The organism is Myceligenerans cantabricum (genome assembly GCF_054777735.1).
In genome coordinates this window covers 97,674-112,395 of sequence record NZ_BAAHAJ010000013.1, presented here as the reverse complement: position 1 = coordinate 112,395, position 14,722 = coordinate 97,674, and the positions used below count along the sequence as shown (strand labels likewise).

Here is a 14,722-nt window from a genome sequence, read left to right as displayed (position 1 = left end):
CGACGCCCCCACCGACGAGGCGGACCGTCCCGGCGGCCGCCCGCGTCGGCCGAGGGCGTGGGCAGAGGTGTGCTCAGGGCGTGCCGGCAGGGTCAGAGCCCGGCCAGCAGGTCCTCCAGGCGGTCGATCTCCGCCGCCTGGTCGACACCGATGTTGGCCGCGAGCTCCTGGACGGACTGGTCGATCCCGGCACCGGACACGTCCGAGCACATCGAGATCGCGCCCTTGTGGTGGTCGATCATGCCCTCCAGGAAGAGCCGGTCGAACTCCTCGCCGGACGCGGCCTCCAGCTCGGCCAGCTCGGCGTCGGTCAGCATCCCGGGCTGGAGGCCCTCGCCGTGGTCGTGCGTGCCCTCCGGGGCGCGAGGCCCGGTGCCGTCGTCGTCCTGCGCGATCACGGGGACGGGCTGGTCACGCTCGGCCAGCCAGTCCGACATCAGCCTGATCTCGGCCCGCTGCGTGCTGTGCATCCGGTCGGCGAAGCTCTTGAGCTGTGCCGACGCCGCCTGCTCCGGCACCCACGAGGTCATCACCACGGCCTGGTCATGGTGATAGATCATGCCGGTCATGAACTCGGTGTCCGCCTCGTTCCACTCGTTCTCGGGCGCGACCCCCTCGAAGTCCCCCGGGGCCACGGTCTCCGCGGGCTCACCCGGCTTCCCGGGCTTCAGCACGACCGACGACGGCGTCGACACCGCCTCCGGCTCGCCCTCGGCGGTGCAGGCCGCCGGCAGGGTCAGCGCCACCGCGAGCAGGCCTGCCCCGGCCGCCCGGGGCCACCACGACCGCCGTCGCCCGTCGACGGAGGGCGCCGGGACGGGCGCGGGCACGACATTCGGGACCTGGGAACTGTGCATGCTGCGTCGAGTCACCGGAAGATCATCTCGCGTTCGGTGTCACCGACAAGTAAAAAATGTCCGAAAGCGCTGGACGAAACCTTGATGTGCGGTAAGACTCGCAGCGACCCTAACAAGGAGGTGTGGCGCGAATGCGTCGATCAACCCTGAAGAAAACTCACCTGAGGGGCGCCGCCGGAGCCGTGCTGTCGCTGACCCTGGCGACCGTGGCTGTCGCGGCGGCGGGGCCGATGGCCTCGGCCGAACCCGGCGACGGAGCCGAGTCGGCCACGACATCCGGGGTGGTGGGTACCAGCTCCGCCGACCCCGACGTCCCGCCGGGTGAGGTCGAGAGCTTCAAGATGGAGCACACCAGCAACGTCCCGAAGAACGGGTCGCTGCAGAGCACGGGCTCCGACATCGCCTTCAAGGGCAAGTACGCGTTCGCCGGGAACTACGACGGCTTCACCGTCTACGACCTGTCGAACCCCGCCGAGCCGGAGCAGGCCCTGCAGGTGTACTGCCCGGGTGGCCAGAACGACATCTCGGTGTACAAGAACATCCTGGTGCTGTCCACCGACTCGCGCCGCACCGACGACTCGTGCAATAGCCAGGCGTCGTCCGACCCGGTGGACTACTGGGAGGGCATCAAGGTCTGGGACATCTCGGACCCGTTGAACCCGCAGTACGTGAAGTCCGTGGCGACGGACTGCGGTTCGCACACGCACTCGCTGGCGCCGACCAAGCGCGGCAAGGACCTGTACGTCTACGTCTCGTCGTACTTCCCGAGCGACCAGCTCGCGAACTGCCAGCCGCCGCACGACCTCATCTCGGTCGTCAAGATCCCGACCCGGAACCTGGAACGCGCCAAGGTCGTCGCGGAGCCGAACCTGTTCCCGGACGGCGGCTACGAGTCACCGGAGGGCCCCGACAGCTACTACTCCACGTCGGGCTGCCACGACATCACCACCTACGTGAAGTACGACCTCGCGGCCGGCGCGTGCATGGGTGACGGCATCCTCCTGGACATCTCCGACCGGGAGGCACCGAAGCTCCTCAGCAACGTGCGCGACACCGAGAACTTCGCGTTCTGGCACTCCGCCACGTTCAACAACGACGGCACCAAGGTGGTCTTCACCGACGAGCTCGGGGGTGGCGGTCTCGCGACCTGCACCGGCGAGTTCCGCGACGAGCAGGGCGCCAACGGCATCTACGACATCGAGCGCACCAGGCACCACGGCAGCGGCAAGCGCTGGGGGTCCAAGGAGCTCGTCTTCAAGTCGTACTACAAGATCCCGCGCACCAACACCGCGGACGAGAACTGCGTCGCGCACAACGGGTCGCTGATCCCGGTCAAGGGCAAGGACCTCATGGTCCAGTCCTGGTACCAGGGCGGCACCTCGGTGTACGACTTCACCGACTCCGAGAACCCGACCGAGGTCGCCTGGTTCGACCGCGGCGCGGGTGTCAGCGGCGGCGGTACCTGGTCGTCGTACTACTACAACGGCTACGTGTACTCGAACGACCTGTCCGTCGGCTTCGACACCTTCAAGCTGGACCGGTCCATCGACCGCAGGGCGAAGCACCTGTCCTCGCTCAACCCGCAGATGCAGCAGCGGTTCTGAGCCGGCGCGGCTCGGGGCTGACGTCGTGCTGAGCCGACGCAGCTCTCAGCCCGGCCGGGCCGCCACCGTCTCGCACGAGACGGTGGCGGCCCGGCTCGTCCGTGTGGCAACCTTCCGGTCATGACCCCGGATCCCGCGCCGCCGTCCGACGCTGTGGCCGACGGCCCGCCCGCTCCGGCGTCGGACGCGTACGACCTGCGCAAGCGGCTGCGCCTGATGGGCGCCATCCTGGCGGGCGGGGTCGCGGCCGTCCTCGCGATGATGCTGTGGCTCGGCGTCGCGGTCCCGGCGCGGCAGGCGGCCGAGGGGTACAACGACGCCGACCGCGTCTTCGCGCAGGTCATGTCCGAGCACAACGCGCAGGCCGCGGAGCTCGCGTCGCTGGCGCCGAACCGCAGCGAGAACCCCGAGGTGCTGGAGCTCGCGCACGACGTCGGCACGGAGTCCGCCGTGCAGGCCGACGCCCTCGCCGTGTGGCTCACGGACCGCCGGATACCGGTGCCGGCGTCCGTCACGACCGTGCTCGCCCTCGTCGAGGCCGGCGGCCTCGACGGCGCCGGGGACGACGGCAGCGGCGACGGGTCCGGTCCGCGAGCGCCGGCCGGCCTGCAGCACGCGCACGGCACGGACACCGATCACGGCATGCTCACGCCGGAACAGGTCGAGCAGATGGCTGGACTGCGGGGCACGGAGTTCGACGGTGCGCTGGTGGGCGCGCTGATCGAGCACCACTACGGCGGGCTCCAGCCGGCCGACGAGCAGATCGAGGACGGCATGGACCCGGAGGCGATCGAGCTGGCGGAAGCGGAGCGGGAACGCATCCGCGGAGAGCTGGACGTCCTCCAGGAGGCCTTGGCCGGGCTGTGACCAGCCCTGTCCCGTTCGCGACCAGCGGGGCGCCGTCGGGCTACGGGGCCGTGACGAAGATGGCGAACAGGTCCGGGTGGTGGCCGTGCACCAGCACGGCGAAGACGACGGCGTCGAACAGCAGGTGGACCGTCACCACGTACGGCAGGGACTTGAACTTCGCGAAGATCCAGCCCTGGACCAGCGCGAACGGGATGGTCAGCAGCGGCCCCCACTCGCGGTAGCCGAGCTCCCACAGGAACGACACGAAGATCATCGCCTGGAGCACGTTCGCGTGCCACACCGGGAAGTGTCGGCACAGCAGCGCGAAGCAGACGCAGATGAAGAACAGCTCGTCCCAGATCCCGACGGCGTTGACCCCGACGAACAACCGCCAGATGTCCGTGGAACCGTCAAGGTCCGGCCAGTTGAGGTAGGCACCCGACCCCAGGAAGTAGAACGGCAGGATCAGGTACCCCACCGCGACGACGATCGCGAGGTAGGCCCACTGCCCGCGCCCCCAGCGCTGGCCCGTCGCCACGGGGAACTTCACGGCTTCGTGCCTCACCACGTAGCGCGCCAGCGCCCACGGCACGAGCACCGCCCCGCCGAGCGCGAGGGTGAACTGCAGCATCCTCTCGTTCGAGAGCTCCGCGGCCAGGGAGATCGTCGAGATGATGCCGAGCCCGACGGCGATCAGGGCGAGGTCCTTCCCGAGCGCCCGGTCGGCCCACAGGCCGAGCAGGACCCCCACCACGAGCGGGACGTACGCGATCGGCCGGATGTGGACGGCGAACAGGAGGACGGCAGACCCGCAGACCAGCACCGCCGCCCCGTACCGGAGGGCGGCGACAGCACGTGTCGATGTCAGAACGTCGGCGGTCACGCGAGACAACCTACCGGTTGTAAAGTCTGCGACAGCATCGGTCAACGACGACAGATAGGAGCAACCATGAACTCCCTACTCCTGGCGGCCATCGGTATCGCGATGGTGCTCGGAGGCTACTTCCTGTATTCGAAGTACCTCGCGAGCCGCGTGTATCGACTCGACCCGGAGTACGCCACGCCGGCCCACGCCATGAAGGACGGCGTGGACTACGTCCCCACCAACAAGTTCGTGCTGTGGGGCCACCACTTCACCTCGGTCGCGGGGGCGGCCCCGATCGTCGGTCCGGCCGTGGCCGTCATCTGGGGCTGGCTGCCCGCGTTCCTCTGGGTCACCATCGGGACGATCTTCTTCGCGGGCATGCACGACATGGGTGCGCTGTGGGCGTCGGCCCGCCACCGCGGCCAGTCGATGGGCATGCTGTCCGGCCGCTACATCGGGGCCCGGGGCCGCTCGCTGTTCCTCGTGGTCATCTTCCTGCTGCTGCTCATGGTGAACGCCGCGTTCGCGACGGTCATCACGAACCTGCTCGTCGGCAACCCGACGGCGGTCATCCCCACCTGGGGCGCGCTCGTCGTGGCGATCGTCGTCGGGCAGATGATCTACCGCTGGAAGATCCACCTGGGGATCACCACCCTGATCGGCGTCGCCGCCCTGTACGCCCTGATCCTGGTCGGCAACGCCGTCCCCCTCGCGCTGCCGGAGGGTTCCGCCGCGCCGCTGTGGCTGACGATGCTGTTCCTGTACGCCGGCGTCGCGTCGCTGCTGCCGGTGCACGTGCTGCTGCAGCCACGCGACTACATCAACGGCGTCCAGCTGTTCATCGCCCTCGGCATCCTCTACGGCGCGGTGCTGATCGGTTCGCCGGACATCGTCGCCCCGGCGATCAACACCGACGTGCCGGAGGGCACGCCCAGCCTCGTGCCGCTGCTGTTCGTGACCATCGCGTGCGGCGCCATCTCGGGCTTCCACGGCATGGTGTCGTCGGGCACGTCGTCCAAGCAGCTCGACAAGGAGACCGACGCCCGGTTCGTCGGCTACTTCGGCGCCGTCGGCGAGGGCCTGCTCGCGCTGGGCTCGATCATCGCCGCGACCGCCGGCTTCGCGACCCTCGCCAACTGGGAGGAGATCTACACCGAGTTCGGCCAGGGCGGCGTCGTGGCGTTCGTCCAGGGTGGTGCCACGATCGTCAACCAGGGCCTCGCCATCCCCTCCGCCCTCGCCGCGACCATCCTCGCGACGACGGCGATCCTGTTCGCCGCCACCACCATGGACACGGGCGTGCGCCTGCAGCGCTTCGTGATCCAGGAGGCGGGCGAGCTGATGGGGATCACGGTCAACAAGCTGGTGGCGACGGTCCTGGCCGTCGTCGTGGCCCTCGGTCTCACGTTCAGCATGGGGGCCGACGGGCAGGGTGGGCTCCAGGTGCTCTGGCCGCTCTTCGGCACCACCAACCAGCTGCTCGCTTCCTTGACGCTGGCCGTGGTCGCGGTGATCCTGCTGCAGCGCAAGCGCAACGCGATCGCGGCGCTGGTGCCGCTGGTGTTCGTGCTCTGCATGTCGGTCGCGGCACTGATCGTCCAGCTCCGGAGCTTCTACGAGGGCGGCCAGTGGCTGCAGCTCGTGCTCGACGTGATCATCCTCGTCGCGTCCCTGTGGGTCGCGCTGGAGGCGGCCATCGCCATGGTGAAGGCCTGGCGCGGGCCCGAGATCACGGACGAGGCCGACGCCGCGGCCACGGCGTCGTCCACCGCCGACGACGGCGCGGAGCGCTGACCTCATGACGGCGGTGCGGCGGTGGTGGCGCGGCTTCTCGGACGGGCTCCGGGAGTTCTACGTCGCGCCCTACCGCCGCACCTTCGCCCGCGCCCAGCGCGAGGAGGACGACCTGTTCACGCTCATCGTGCTGTCCGAGGCGCTGGGCGTGCCCAACCCGGCGTCGTACTACACGATCGAGCTGCTGCCGCTCATCCACGAGCGGGTCCACGAGTGGCACACCCGTATGGGGATGGACCGGTCGCCGCTGGAGAACGTCTCGTGCTGCTGAACGGGGGCCGACGATGACCGGACCGCCCGACGACCACCTTGCGGGCGACGACGTGGCGCCCGACGACGTGGCGGGTCCGGCTCTCCTGGCCGGGCCCGGCGGGGACATCCTGCGTGGCGTCGCCTCGCGGGTGCGTGTGCTGTTCGCGGGCGGCAAGGGCGGCGTCGGGAAGACGACGGTGGCGTCCGCGCTGGCGCTCGCCCAGGCCCGTGCGGGCCGCCGGGTCCTCCTGGTCTCCACGGACCCGGCCCACAACCTCGGCCACCTCTGGGACACTCCCCTCACCGACACCCCCACCCGCCTCACGACCACCCCACCCGCCGCCGACGACGCCGGTGACAACAGCGGAGGAGATGACACCAGCCGACGCAGCGGCGGTGGCGGCGGGTGTGTGGACGGGGTCGAGATCGATCCTGGGCGGACCGTCGAGCGGCATCTCGAGGAGGTCGGGCGGACGCTGCGGCGGTTGATGCCGGAACGGCTGTCCGGAGAGGTCGCCCGCCACCTGGACCTGGCCCGCGAGGCGCCCGGCACGCACGAGGCCGCCGTCCTCGAACGGATCGCCGACGCCGTCGAGACCGGCCTCGCCGACTACGACCTCGTCGTCTTCGACACCGCCCCGTCCGGCCACACCGCCAGGCTGATGGCGCTGCCCGAGACGATGTCCGCCTGGACCGAGGGCCTGCTGCGCCGGCAGGAGAGCTCCGCGAGGTTCGGTGCGGCGCTCCGCGGCCTCGCCCGGGACGACCCCGACGACGACGGGGCGAGCGCGCTCGTCGGCCGCACCGACCCGCGCGCCGAGCGGGACTCCGAGATCCGGCGGGTGCTGCTGCGCCGTCGTACCCGGTTCGAGCGGCTGCGAGCGGTGCTGGCCGACCGGAGCACGACGTCGTTCGTGCTGGTCCTGGCCGCGGAGCGGCTGCCCGTGCTGGAGACCGTCGAGCTGCACGCCCAGCTCGTGAGGCTGGGTGTCGACGTGGGCGCCCTGGTGGTGAACAAGCGGTCCCCGGCGGGCGCGGGCGACCTGCTCGACGCGCGCCGCGAGCGCGAGGAGGAGCACCTCCGGACCCTGACCGACACCCTGGGCGACGTCCCCCGCGCCGAAGCGGAGCTGCTGGCGGACGACGTCGTCGGCGAGGAGGCCCTGGCCCGCTTCGCCGGCTTGTGACGGCGGACTCCGACCAGAGGGGGAGGCTAGGGGTGGCGCAGGACATCTAGGGTGAGGACGTGAACAGCCTTGCCCGACTCGCCCGATGGTTCGGCGTCGACGCCGACTGGGAACGCCGTCCCGCGGACCGCCGCCGCACCTTCCGGAACGACGCGATCCTCGCGGCCTGGATCGCGGCGCTGAGCGTCATGGCGACCGAGCTCGCCAACAGCGGGGGGATGTTCGAGGGCCACGAGATGCCGGGGTGGTTCCCCCACCTGGCTGCCGCCGTGACCGCGCTGCCGCTGGCGTGGCGCCGCCTCTACCCGATCGTCTCGATGCTCGTCGTGTACGGGCTGTTCGCGGCCGGGCTCATGGTGGCCGACGGCATCGTCACCGCGGTCGCCCCGCTGCAGGTGGCCTACTTCATGTCGCTCTACGCGGTGGTCGCGTGGGCACGGGACCGGCGGGCGATGCTGATCGCGGTCGCCGTGGTGCTCGTGGCGATGTTCGGCTTCATCGTCCTGTCGGTCGTCGACGCCAGCGCGCGCGACACGTTCCTGGCGGAGCTCGGCGGCGAACGCCCGGGGCTGCTGCCGCCGTGGACGGCGCTCACGCTGTACCAGCTCCTGACGAACGTGGCGTTCTTCGGCGGGGCCGTCGTGCTGGGCCAGCTCGCCTGGCACGGTGCCCGACGTCGCGAACAGGTCTTCGAGCAGACCGCCACCATCGAGAAGCAGGCTCGCGACCTGCGCGAGCACGCCGTCCTGGAGGAGAGGCTGCGGATCGCGCGCGAGCTGCACGACGTCGTCGCGCACCACGTGTCGGTGATCGGCGTCCAGGCGGCCGCCGCGCGGCGGGTGCTCACGAAGAGCCCGGACAAGGCCGCAGAGGCCCTGAGCGTGATCGAGACGTCCTCCCGGGAGGGCGTCGAGCAGATGCGCGGGCTCGTCGGGACCCTGCGGCAGGTGGACGGGACACGGCCCGGCGACACGACGCCGGTCCAGTCCGCCAGCACCGCGAACCTCGCCGGTGTCGCCACCCTCGCCGGCGACGCCACCGACGGCCTGAGCTGCACCTACCGGCTGGTCGAGGAGCCGGACGGAGCGTCCGGCACCGTCCCCGGCCCGATCGGCGCGGCCCTCTACCGCACCACCCAAGAGGCGCTGAACAACGTGCGGAAGCACTCCACGGCCCGCGGCGCGTCGGTCACGCTCCGTGTCGACCGCCGTGGGGACTCCGCGATGCCGCACGGCTGGACCGAGGTCGAGGTGCTCGACGACGGGAACCCGCGCCCCGGGACGTCCGGGAGCGGCCTCGGGCTGGTCGGCATCCGCGAGCGTGCGGCCGCGCACGACGGCGAGGTGGAGGCCGGACCGCGCGCGACCGTGGGGTTCCGTATCCGGGTCCGGCTGCCGCTGCCCGACGGGGGGCCGGCGCGAGGACCCGCCATGTCCGCCGAGCACGCCACGTACGCCGAACCTGTCGAGGCCGAGGGAGGCCCCTCATGATCCGCGTCCTGCTCGTGGACGACCAGCAGCTCGTCCGGTCCGGCTTCGCCCTCATCCTCTCGGTGGAGGACGACATCGAGGTGGCCGGCGAGGCCGCCGACGGTGCCGAGGCGGTGGAGCTCGCCCGGGAGCTGCGGCCCGACGTCGTCCTCATGGACGTGCAGATGCCCGTCATGGACGGGATCGAGGCGACCCGCCGCTTCGTCGCCGACGATCTCGCGAAGGTGCTGGTCCTGACCACCTTCGACAACGACGAGTACGTCTTCCAGGCGCTGTCGGCGGGCGCGAGCGGCTTCCTGCTCAAGAACTCCGAGGCCGAACGGATGGTCGAGGCCGTCCGCACGGTCGCAGCGGGCCACGCGCTCCTCGCGCCGGAGATCACGCGGCGCGTGATCCGGCAGATGGTCGACGGCGCGGCGGGTGCGGGCGCTGGTGCCGGGTCCGGCGGGCTGCCGCCGTCGAACGGAAAGCCGTCGCCGGACGGAACGGCGGCACACGGAGAGCCGGCGACGGATCCCGCCGACGGCGCGCTCGCCACGCTCACCCCGCGGGAACGGGAGGTGCTGGAGCTGGTGGGCACCGGCCTGTCGAACGGCGAGATCGCCGAGCGCCTCTGGCTGGGCGAGGCGACGGTCAAGACCCACGTCTCCAACCTGCTGTCCAAGCTCCATCTGCGGGACCGCGTCCAGGCCGTGGTCCTGGCGCACCGGCACGGGTTGATCTGAACCGACCTACGTGTCAACGATCGGCAACCCCGGTCGTTCATGTCATCGATCGCTGACGCCGGCCCTGAGTTCGTGACGATGAGAACCGCCGCGCACCTCGGGCTGCAGGCAGCGGACACGGAAGGGCCCCGGACCCCTTGCGGGATCCGGGGCCCTTCTGGGTCCGGGCTCGGTCAGCCCGCGACGACCTTGACGGCGATCTTGGCCGACACCTCGGGGTGCAGGCGGATCGACACGGTGTGGTCACCGGTGGACTTGATCGGCTGGCCGATCTCGATCTTGCGCTTGTCCACGGACTTGCCGCTCTCGGTGGCGACCGCTCCGGCGATCTCCGCCGTCGTGATCGCACCGAACAGGCGGCCACCGGGGCCGGCGTTGGCGGTGACGGTCACCGGCTTGGCGGCGATGGAGTCCGCCAGGGCCTTCGCCTCGTCGAGCGTGGCGATCTCACGTGCCTTGCGGGCACGGCGGATCGCGGTCACGTCCTTCTCGGCGCCCTTGGTCCACGGCGTCGCCAGCGAACGCGGGATGAGGAAGTTACGGGCGTACCCGTCCTTCACGTCGACCACGTCGCCGGGCTCGCCCAGGCCGGTCACCTCGTGGGTCAGGATCAGCTTTGCCATGGTTCTCGATCCCTTCCTCAGCGAGCCGTCGACGTGTACGGCAGCAGAGCCATCTCGCGGGCGTTCTTCACGGCCTTCGCGATCTGACGCTGCTCCTGCACGGTCACGCCGGTGACGCGGCGGGCACGGATCTTGCCGCGGTCCGAGATGAACTTGCGCAGCAGGGCGGTGTCCTTGTAATCGATGTTGTCGATCTTCGCGGACTTGAGTGGGTTGGCCTTCTTCTTGGGCTTACGCACCACAGGCTTCGCCATGGTGTTGCTCCTTCTTCAGGTGCGGGCCGCACCCTGGAACGACGACCCGTTCGCATGACGCGCGGGTGTGCCGCCGGGCACGGACAAGATGATGTCTGGTATGAGTGCCGGTCAGAAGGGCGGGTCCTCCGAGAACCCGCCACCGGACGACGCTGGGCCTGCTGTGGCCCACGGGTCGGCCTGCTGCTGACCACCACCGGACGAGCTGAAGCCGCCGCCGGAACCTCCGCCGAAGCCGCCAGAGCTCTGCTGGCCGCCTCCGCCGAAGTTGTCGCCGCCGCCGAACCCGCCACCGGAGCGCTGGGCCTTGGTGACCTTGGCGGTAGCGCGCCGCAGGGAGGGACCGATCTCGTCCACCTGCAGCTCGACGACGGTGCGCTTCTCCCCCTCGCGGGTCTCGTACGAGCGCTGCACCAGGCGGCCCTGCGCGAGGACGCGCATGCCCTTGGTCAGCGACTCCGCGACGTTCTCCGCGGCTTCCCGCCACAACGAGCAGCGCATGAACAGGGTTTCCCCGTCCTTCCACTCGTTGTTCTGACGGTCGAAGATGCGCGGCGTGGAAGCGATCGTGAAGTTGGCCACTGCCGCACCCGACGGGGTGAAGCGCAGCTCCGGGTCACCGGTCAGGTTCCCCACCACTGTGATGACGGTCTCGCCAGCCATTACCAAGTTCCTCGATTCGTCTCGACGCCGTTTCGTCACCGCATCCCATCACGAGACACTGACATCCGCCGTGCGGCGGCCGTGTCACGTGGAGGTCGGCTCAAGCGTTGGTTCAGCTCCCGTTGCTGGGGGTCCTCAGCGGTCGCCGGTGCGGAGGATCTTGGTGCGCAGCACGACCTCGTTCAGGCCGAGCTGGCGGTCCAGCTCCTTCGCCGTGTCCGGCGTCGACGTGAAGTCCACGACGGCGTAGATGCCCTCGGACTTCTTCGTGATGTCGAACGCCAGGCGGCGGCGACCCCAGATGTCCATCTTGTCGACGGTGCCGCCGTCGGTCTTGATGACCGTGAGCAGCTTCTCGAGCGACGGCTGGACGGTGCGCTCCTCGACCTCCGGGTCCAGGATCACCATCAGTTCGTACTGACGCATGTCGATACCCACCTCCTCTGGTCTCAGCGGTCACGGTCGTTCCGTGACAGGAGGGTTCTCGCGTCGCTGTACCCGACAGCGCCGGGCACAGCAGGATCCGAGTCTACAGCGCACCCCGCCCCGGCCGAAGCCGGGACGGGGTGGCGCGGGTCACCGGGGAGCGTCAGCCGCCGTTGCCGCCGTTGCCGCCGTTGCCGTTCCCGCCGCCCGTCCCGTCGGTAGGTTCGGTGGTGGGGTCACAACCGAAGACACCACAGCCGCCGCCGTCGTCCGCGCCGGAACCGTCGGAGACCTCGACCGTCACGGGCGAGCCCTCGGGCAGCTCCGTACCGCCACCCGGGGACTGGCTCACGACCGTGCCCGCGGGCTGATCGCCGGCCACCGTCGTCGGCACCATCTCGTACCCGAAGCTGCGTAGCTGGTTCCGGGCAGAGTTCTGGTCCATGCCCGTGACGTCCGGCACGGTCTGCACCTCTTCCACCGCTCCGGTGGAGACCTCGAGCACGAGCGTCGATCCGACGGGGACCTCCTGTCCCTCGTTCGGCACGCTGACGACCGTGTTCTGTGGCTCTGAGCTGTCCACGTCGGCCTTCTGCGCGTTCAGACCGAGGTCCACGAGGATCTGGCGGACCTCGTTCCAGTCCCTGCCGCGCAGGTCGCTCGGAACCGCGACCGTCTCTTCCTCCGGCTCCTCGGACTGCGTCGGGGTCGGGGACGGGGACGGCTGGACCGGCTCGTACTCGTACTCCGGGAACTTCGCGATCGGCAGGTCGCTGTGGATCTCGTACACCTTCTGCATGTATTCGGTCCACGCCGACGCCGGCCACGTACCACCGGTGATCGGCCAGCCCATCTGCTCGTACTCGCCCCAGGGCTGGATCTGCTCGTACGTGCCCTTGCCGTCCCGCGCGTCACGGTTGTACTGGTAGAGCCCGACGACCGTCGCGTACTGGGGCGTGTAGCCGGCGAACCACGCGGACCGGTTCTCGTTGGAGGAACCCGTCTTGCCGGCGACGGGCCGGCCGAGCTCCCGCGCGGCCAAGCCCGAACCGTCCTCCACGACCTGCTGCATCGCGTACGTCGCGCCCGCCATGACGTCCTCCGGGAAGACGCGGTCCTGGGTGACCGAGGTCGTGTACCGCTCCTCGCCGCCCAGCGTCGTCACGTTCTTCACGATGTGCGGATCGGTCTTGACACCCTGCGCGGCAAAGGTCGCGTAGGCGCGGGTCAGCTGCAGCGCCGTCACGTTGTCGGTGCCGAGCACGTTGGCCAGGCTCGCGTTCCCGTCCGTGGAGAGCGGAATTCCCGCATCGACCGCCGCCTGCCGGGTGGCGTTGGGCCCCACCTCCACGTTCAGCTGCGCGTAGACGGTGTTCACCGAGTCCTTGGTGGCGGCGGCGAGATCGATCTGCCCGAAGCTCTCGTCGTCGAAGTTGCCGAGCTCCTGGTCTTCCTCCTGCTGGGTCTCCTCGTTCCACACCGTCCAGCCCGGGATCTGCTGTGGGCTGTTCCCGTCGAACTTGGTCCCCATCGAGATGCCCTCTTGCAACGCGGCGACCAGGGTGAACGGCTTGAACGTCGACGCGGCCTGCGCGGAGTCCTGCGTGGCCGAGTTCGTCTGGTAGAACGGCTCCGAGTAGTCAGGCCCGCCGTACAGCGCCTTGATCGCGCCGTTCTTCGGGTCGATGGTGACGACGGACGACCGCAGCCATTTCGAGGCCTTCCCGGGCACCTTGTTCTTCTTGCCGTCGGGATCGGTCGTCTCGATCGAGCTGCCGGTCGACGTGGCCGCCGCCTGCATCTTCTTGTCGATCGTCGTATAGATCTTGTAGCCGTCGCTCAACAGGTTGTCCTCGGTGAGCCCTGCCCCGTCCGGGTCCTTGAGCTCCCGCTTGACCTCCTCGAGCAGGTAGCCCGTCTGGCCGGAGCGCGCGCCGCCCGGGGTGTACTTCTTCGGCTTCGGGAACTTGGCCTGCGCCTCGTCGTCCGCCGAGATGACACCCTCCTGGGCCATGAACGCGACCGAGCGGCCCCAGCGGTCCTTCACCCAGCCCTTGCTGTACTCGGGGTCGGTCGTCCCGTCCCACTGGTTCGGGGAGGGGATGGTGCCGATGAGGAAGGCCACCTCGTTGTAGCTGAGCTTGGCGGCGGACTTGCCGAAGTAGGCCTGCGCCCCCGCCTCGATCCCGTAGGCGCCGCGCCCGAAGTAGATCGTGTTGAGGTACCGCTCGAGGATGACGTCCTTGTCCTCCTGCTGCGCCACCTTCATGGCGAGGATGACCTCGCGGAACTTGCCGTCGTAACCCGTGTTCAGGCCGGTCAGATAGGTCTCGACGTACTGCTGGGTGAGTGTCGAGCCACCCTGCTGAGCGCCGCCCCTGAGGTTGTTGACGGCCGACCGGGCGATACCGACGAAGTCCACGCCGATGTTGTCGCGGAACGTCTGGTCCTCGGACGCGATGAGCGAGTTCGTGATGAGGTCCCAGTTCTCTCCCAAGTCCTCCGGCGTCACGATCTGCCGCTTCTCGGCCGCGATCTCGCCGAGCTGCGAGCCGTCGGCCCAGTAGACGACGGTGCTCTGGTTGCCGACATCGGCAAGCTGCCCGGGCACCGGAAGGTTGATCCATGCGGCCATGACGACGCCGGCGAGCAGCGACGCACCCGCCAGCATCGTGCCGACGATGAACCGCCACGACGGCAGCCATGCCTTCCAGCCCGTGCGGTACGGCCGCGGGTAGTTCCAGAACTGCGTGCGCGGACGCGGGCGGAACGGCGGGAGCTGCGGGGCACTCCAGTTGGTAGCCACGTCCTGCCTCTTCCTCTCGTTCGGGGGTGGTCGGTGCCTGGAAGGGGTCTGGGACCCGCACGGTCCGAGGCACAACGAACCACCCGACACAATAGAGGCACCGCCTCGGCGTTCGGCAACGATGAGGGTGGAATCACACGGGGAGCCCCGCAGTTCCCCCACCACACGCGCAGTCCTGATCCCACGCCTTCACGCGCCCATCACAAGTGACCCGAGCTCGACCTCCCGTTGCGACCGGCGACGCCGCGCGCCTATCCTCGCGATGTATCGACTCGATAGGTCGAACGCCACCAACAGCAGATGAACCATGCGTGACGGGAGGGATCG

The 14,722-nt window shown here is 69.8% G+C and carries 14 protein-coding genes; 7 read left to right on the top strand and 7 right to left on the bottom strand.

Annotated elements, in window-relative coordinates:
- Positions 1-92: 92 nt before the first annotated feature.
- Entirely contained in the window at positions 93-857 is a 765-nt protein-coding gene (locus ACYU96_RS17700) for a DUF305 domain-containing protein (RefSeq protein WP_460756487.1), read from the bottom strand.
- 131 nt (positions 858-988) lie between these two features.
- Here ACYU96_RS17700 and ACYU96_RS17695 point away from each other — a divergent pair, with 131 nt between their 5' ends.
- Together ACYU96_RS17695 and ACYU96_RS17690 are read left to right on the top strand one after the other, a co-directional pair.
- Positions 989-2,461: an LVIVD repeat-containing protein gene (locus ACYU96_RS17695; RefSeq protein ID WP_460756485.1), complete on the top strand. Its 1,473-nt coding sequence runs from the start codon at positions 989-991 to the stop codon at positions 2,459-2,461.
- Positions 2,462-2,581: 120 nt separating this feature from the next.
- Entirely contained in the window at positions 2,582-3,328 is a 747-nt protein-coding gene (locus ACYU96_RS17690) for a DUF305 domain-containing protein (RefSeq protein ID WP_460756482.1), read from the top strand.
- 40 nt (positions 3,329-3,368) lie between these two features.
- Here the strand turns inward: ACYU96_RS17690 and ACYU96_RS17685 are convergent, their stop codons facing one another.
- A complete protein-coding gene (locus ACYU96_RS17685; RefSeq protein ID WP_460756480.1) occupies positions 3,369-4,193 on the bottom strand; it encodes a CPBP family glutamic-type intramembrane protease in 825 nt (274 codons plus the stop codon).
- A 66-nt stretch (positions 4,194-4,259) separates the two neighbouring features.
- Here ACYU96_RS17685 and ACYU96_RS17680 point away from each other — a divergent pair, with 66 nt between their 5' ends.
- From ACYU96_RS17680 to ACYU96_RS17660, 5 genes are all read left to right on the top strand, one after another.
- Positions 4,260-5,969: a carbon starvation CstA family protein gene (locus ACYU96_RS17680; RefSeq protein WP_460756477.1), complete on the top strand. Its 1,710-nt coding sequence runs from the start codon at positions 4,260-4,262 to the stop codon at positions 5,967-5,969.
- A 4-nt stretch (positions 5,970-5,973) separates the two neighbouring features.
- Entirely contained in the window at positions 5,974-6,240 is a 267-nt protein-coding gene (locus tag ACYU96_RS17675) for a cory-CC-star protein (protein ID WP_460756474.1), read from the top strand.
- Between the two features lie 106 nt (positions 6,241-6,346).
- Positions 6,347-7,408, top strand: coding sequence for an ArsA family ATPase (locus tag ACYU96_RS17670; protein ID WP_460757049.1), 1,062 nt, complete (start codon positions 6,347-6,349; stop codon positions 7,406-7,408).
- Positions 7,409-7,467: 59 nt separating this feature from the next.
- Positions 7,468-8,898: a sensor histidine kinase gene (locus tag ACYU96_RS17665; protein WP_460756471.1), complete on the top strand. Its 1,431-nt coding sequence runs from the start codon at positions 7,468-7,470 to the stop codon at positions 8,896-8,898.
- Positions 8,895-9,623, top strand: a complete 729-nt coding sequence (locus tag ACYU96_RS17660; protein WP_460756469.1) for a response regulator — start codon at positions 8,895-8,897, stop codon at positions 9,621-9,623. Before ACYU96_RS17665 ends, ACYU96_RS17660 begins: the two co-directional genes overlap by 4 nt.
- A 173-nt stretch (positions 9,624-9,796) precedes the next feature.
- Here ACYU96_RS17660 and rplI read toward each other — a convergent pair whose 3' ends face one another.
- The 5 genes from rplI to ACYU96_RS17635 form a co-directional block, all read right to left on the bottom strand.
- Complete coding sequence (gene rplI / locus ACYU96_RS17655) at positions 9,797-10,246, bottom strand: 50S ribosomal protein L9 (protein WP_460756467.1); 450 nt, start codon at positions 10,244-10,246, stop codon at positions 9,797-9,799.
- Positions 10,247-10,263: 17 nt separating this feature from the next.
- Complete coding sequence (rpsR, locus tag ACYU96_RS17650; RefSeq protein ID WP_123816122.1) at positions 10,264-10,500, bottom strand: 30S ribosomal protein S18; 237 nt, start codon at positions 10,498-10,500, stop codon at positions 10,264-10,266.
- Positions 10,501-10,611: 111 nt separating this feature from the next.
- Complete coding sequence (locus tag ACYU96_RS17645) at positions 10,612-11,163, bottom strand: single-stranded DNA-binding protein (RefSeq protein WP_460756463.1); 552 nt, start codon at positions 11,161-11,163, stop codon at positions 10,612-10,614.
- 135 nt (positions 11,164-11,298) lie between these two features.
- Positions 11,299-11,589: a 30S ribosomal protein S6 gene (gene rpsF, locus ACYU96_RS17640; protein ID WP_460756462.1), complete on the bottom strand. Its 291-nt coding sequence runs from the start codon at positions 11,587-11,589 to the stop codon at positions 11,299-11,301.
- A 163-nt stretch (positions 11,590-11,752) separates the two neighbouring features.
- Positions 11,753-14,395: a transglycosylase domain-containing protein gene (locus ACYU96_RS17635; RefSeq protein ID WP_460756459.1), complete on the bottom strand. Its 2,643-nt coding sequence runs from the start codon at positions 14,393-14,395 to the stop codon at positions 11,753-11,755.
- Between the last annotated feature and the right edge of the window lie 327 nt (positions 14,396-14,722).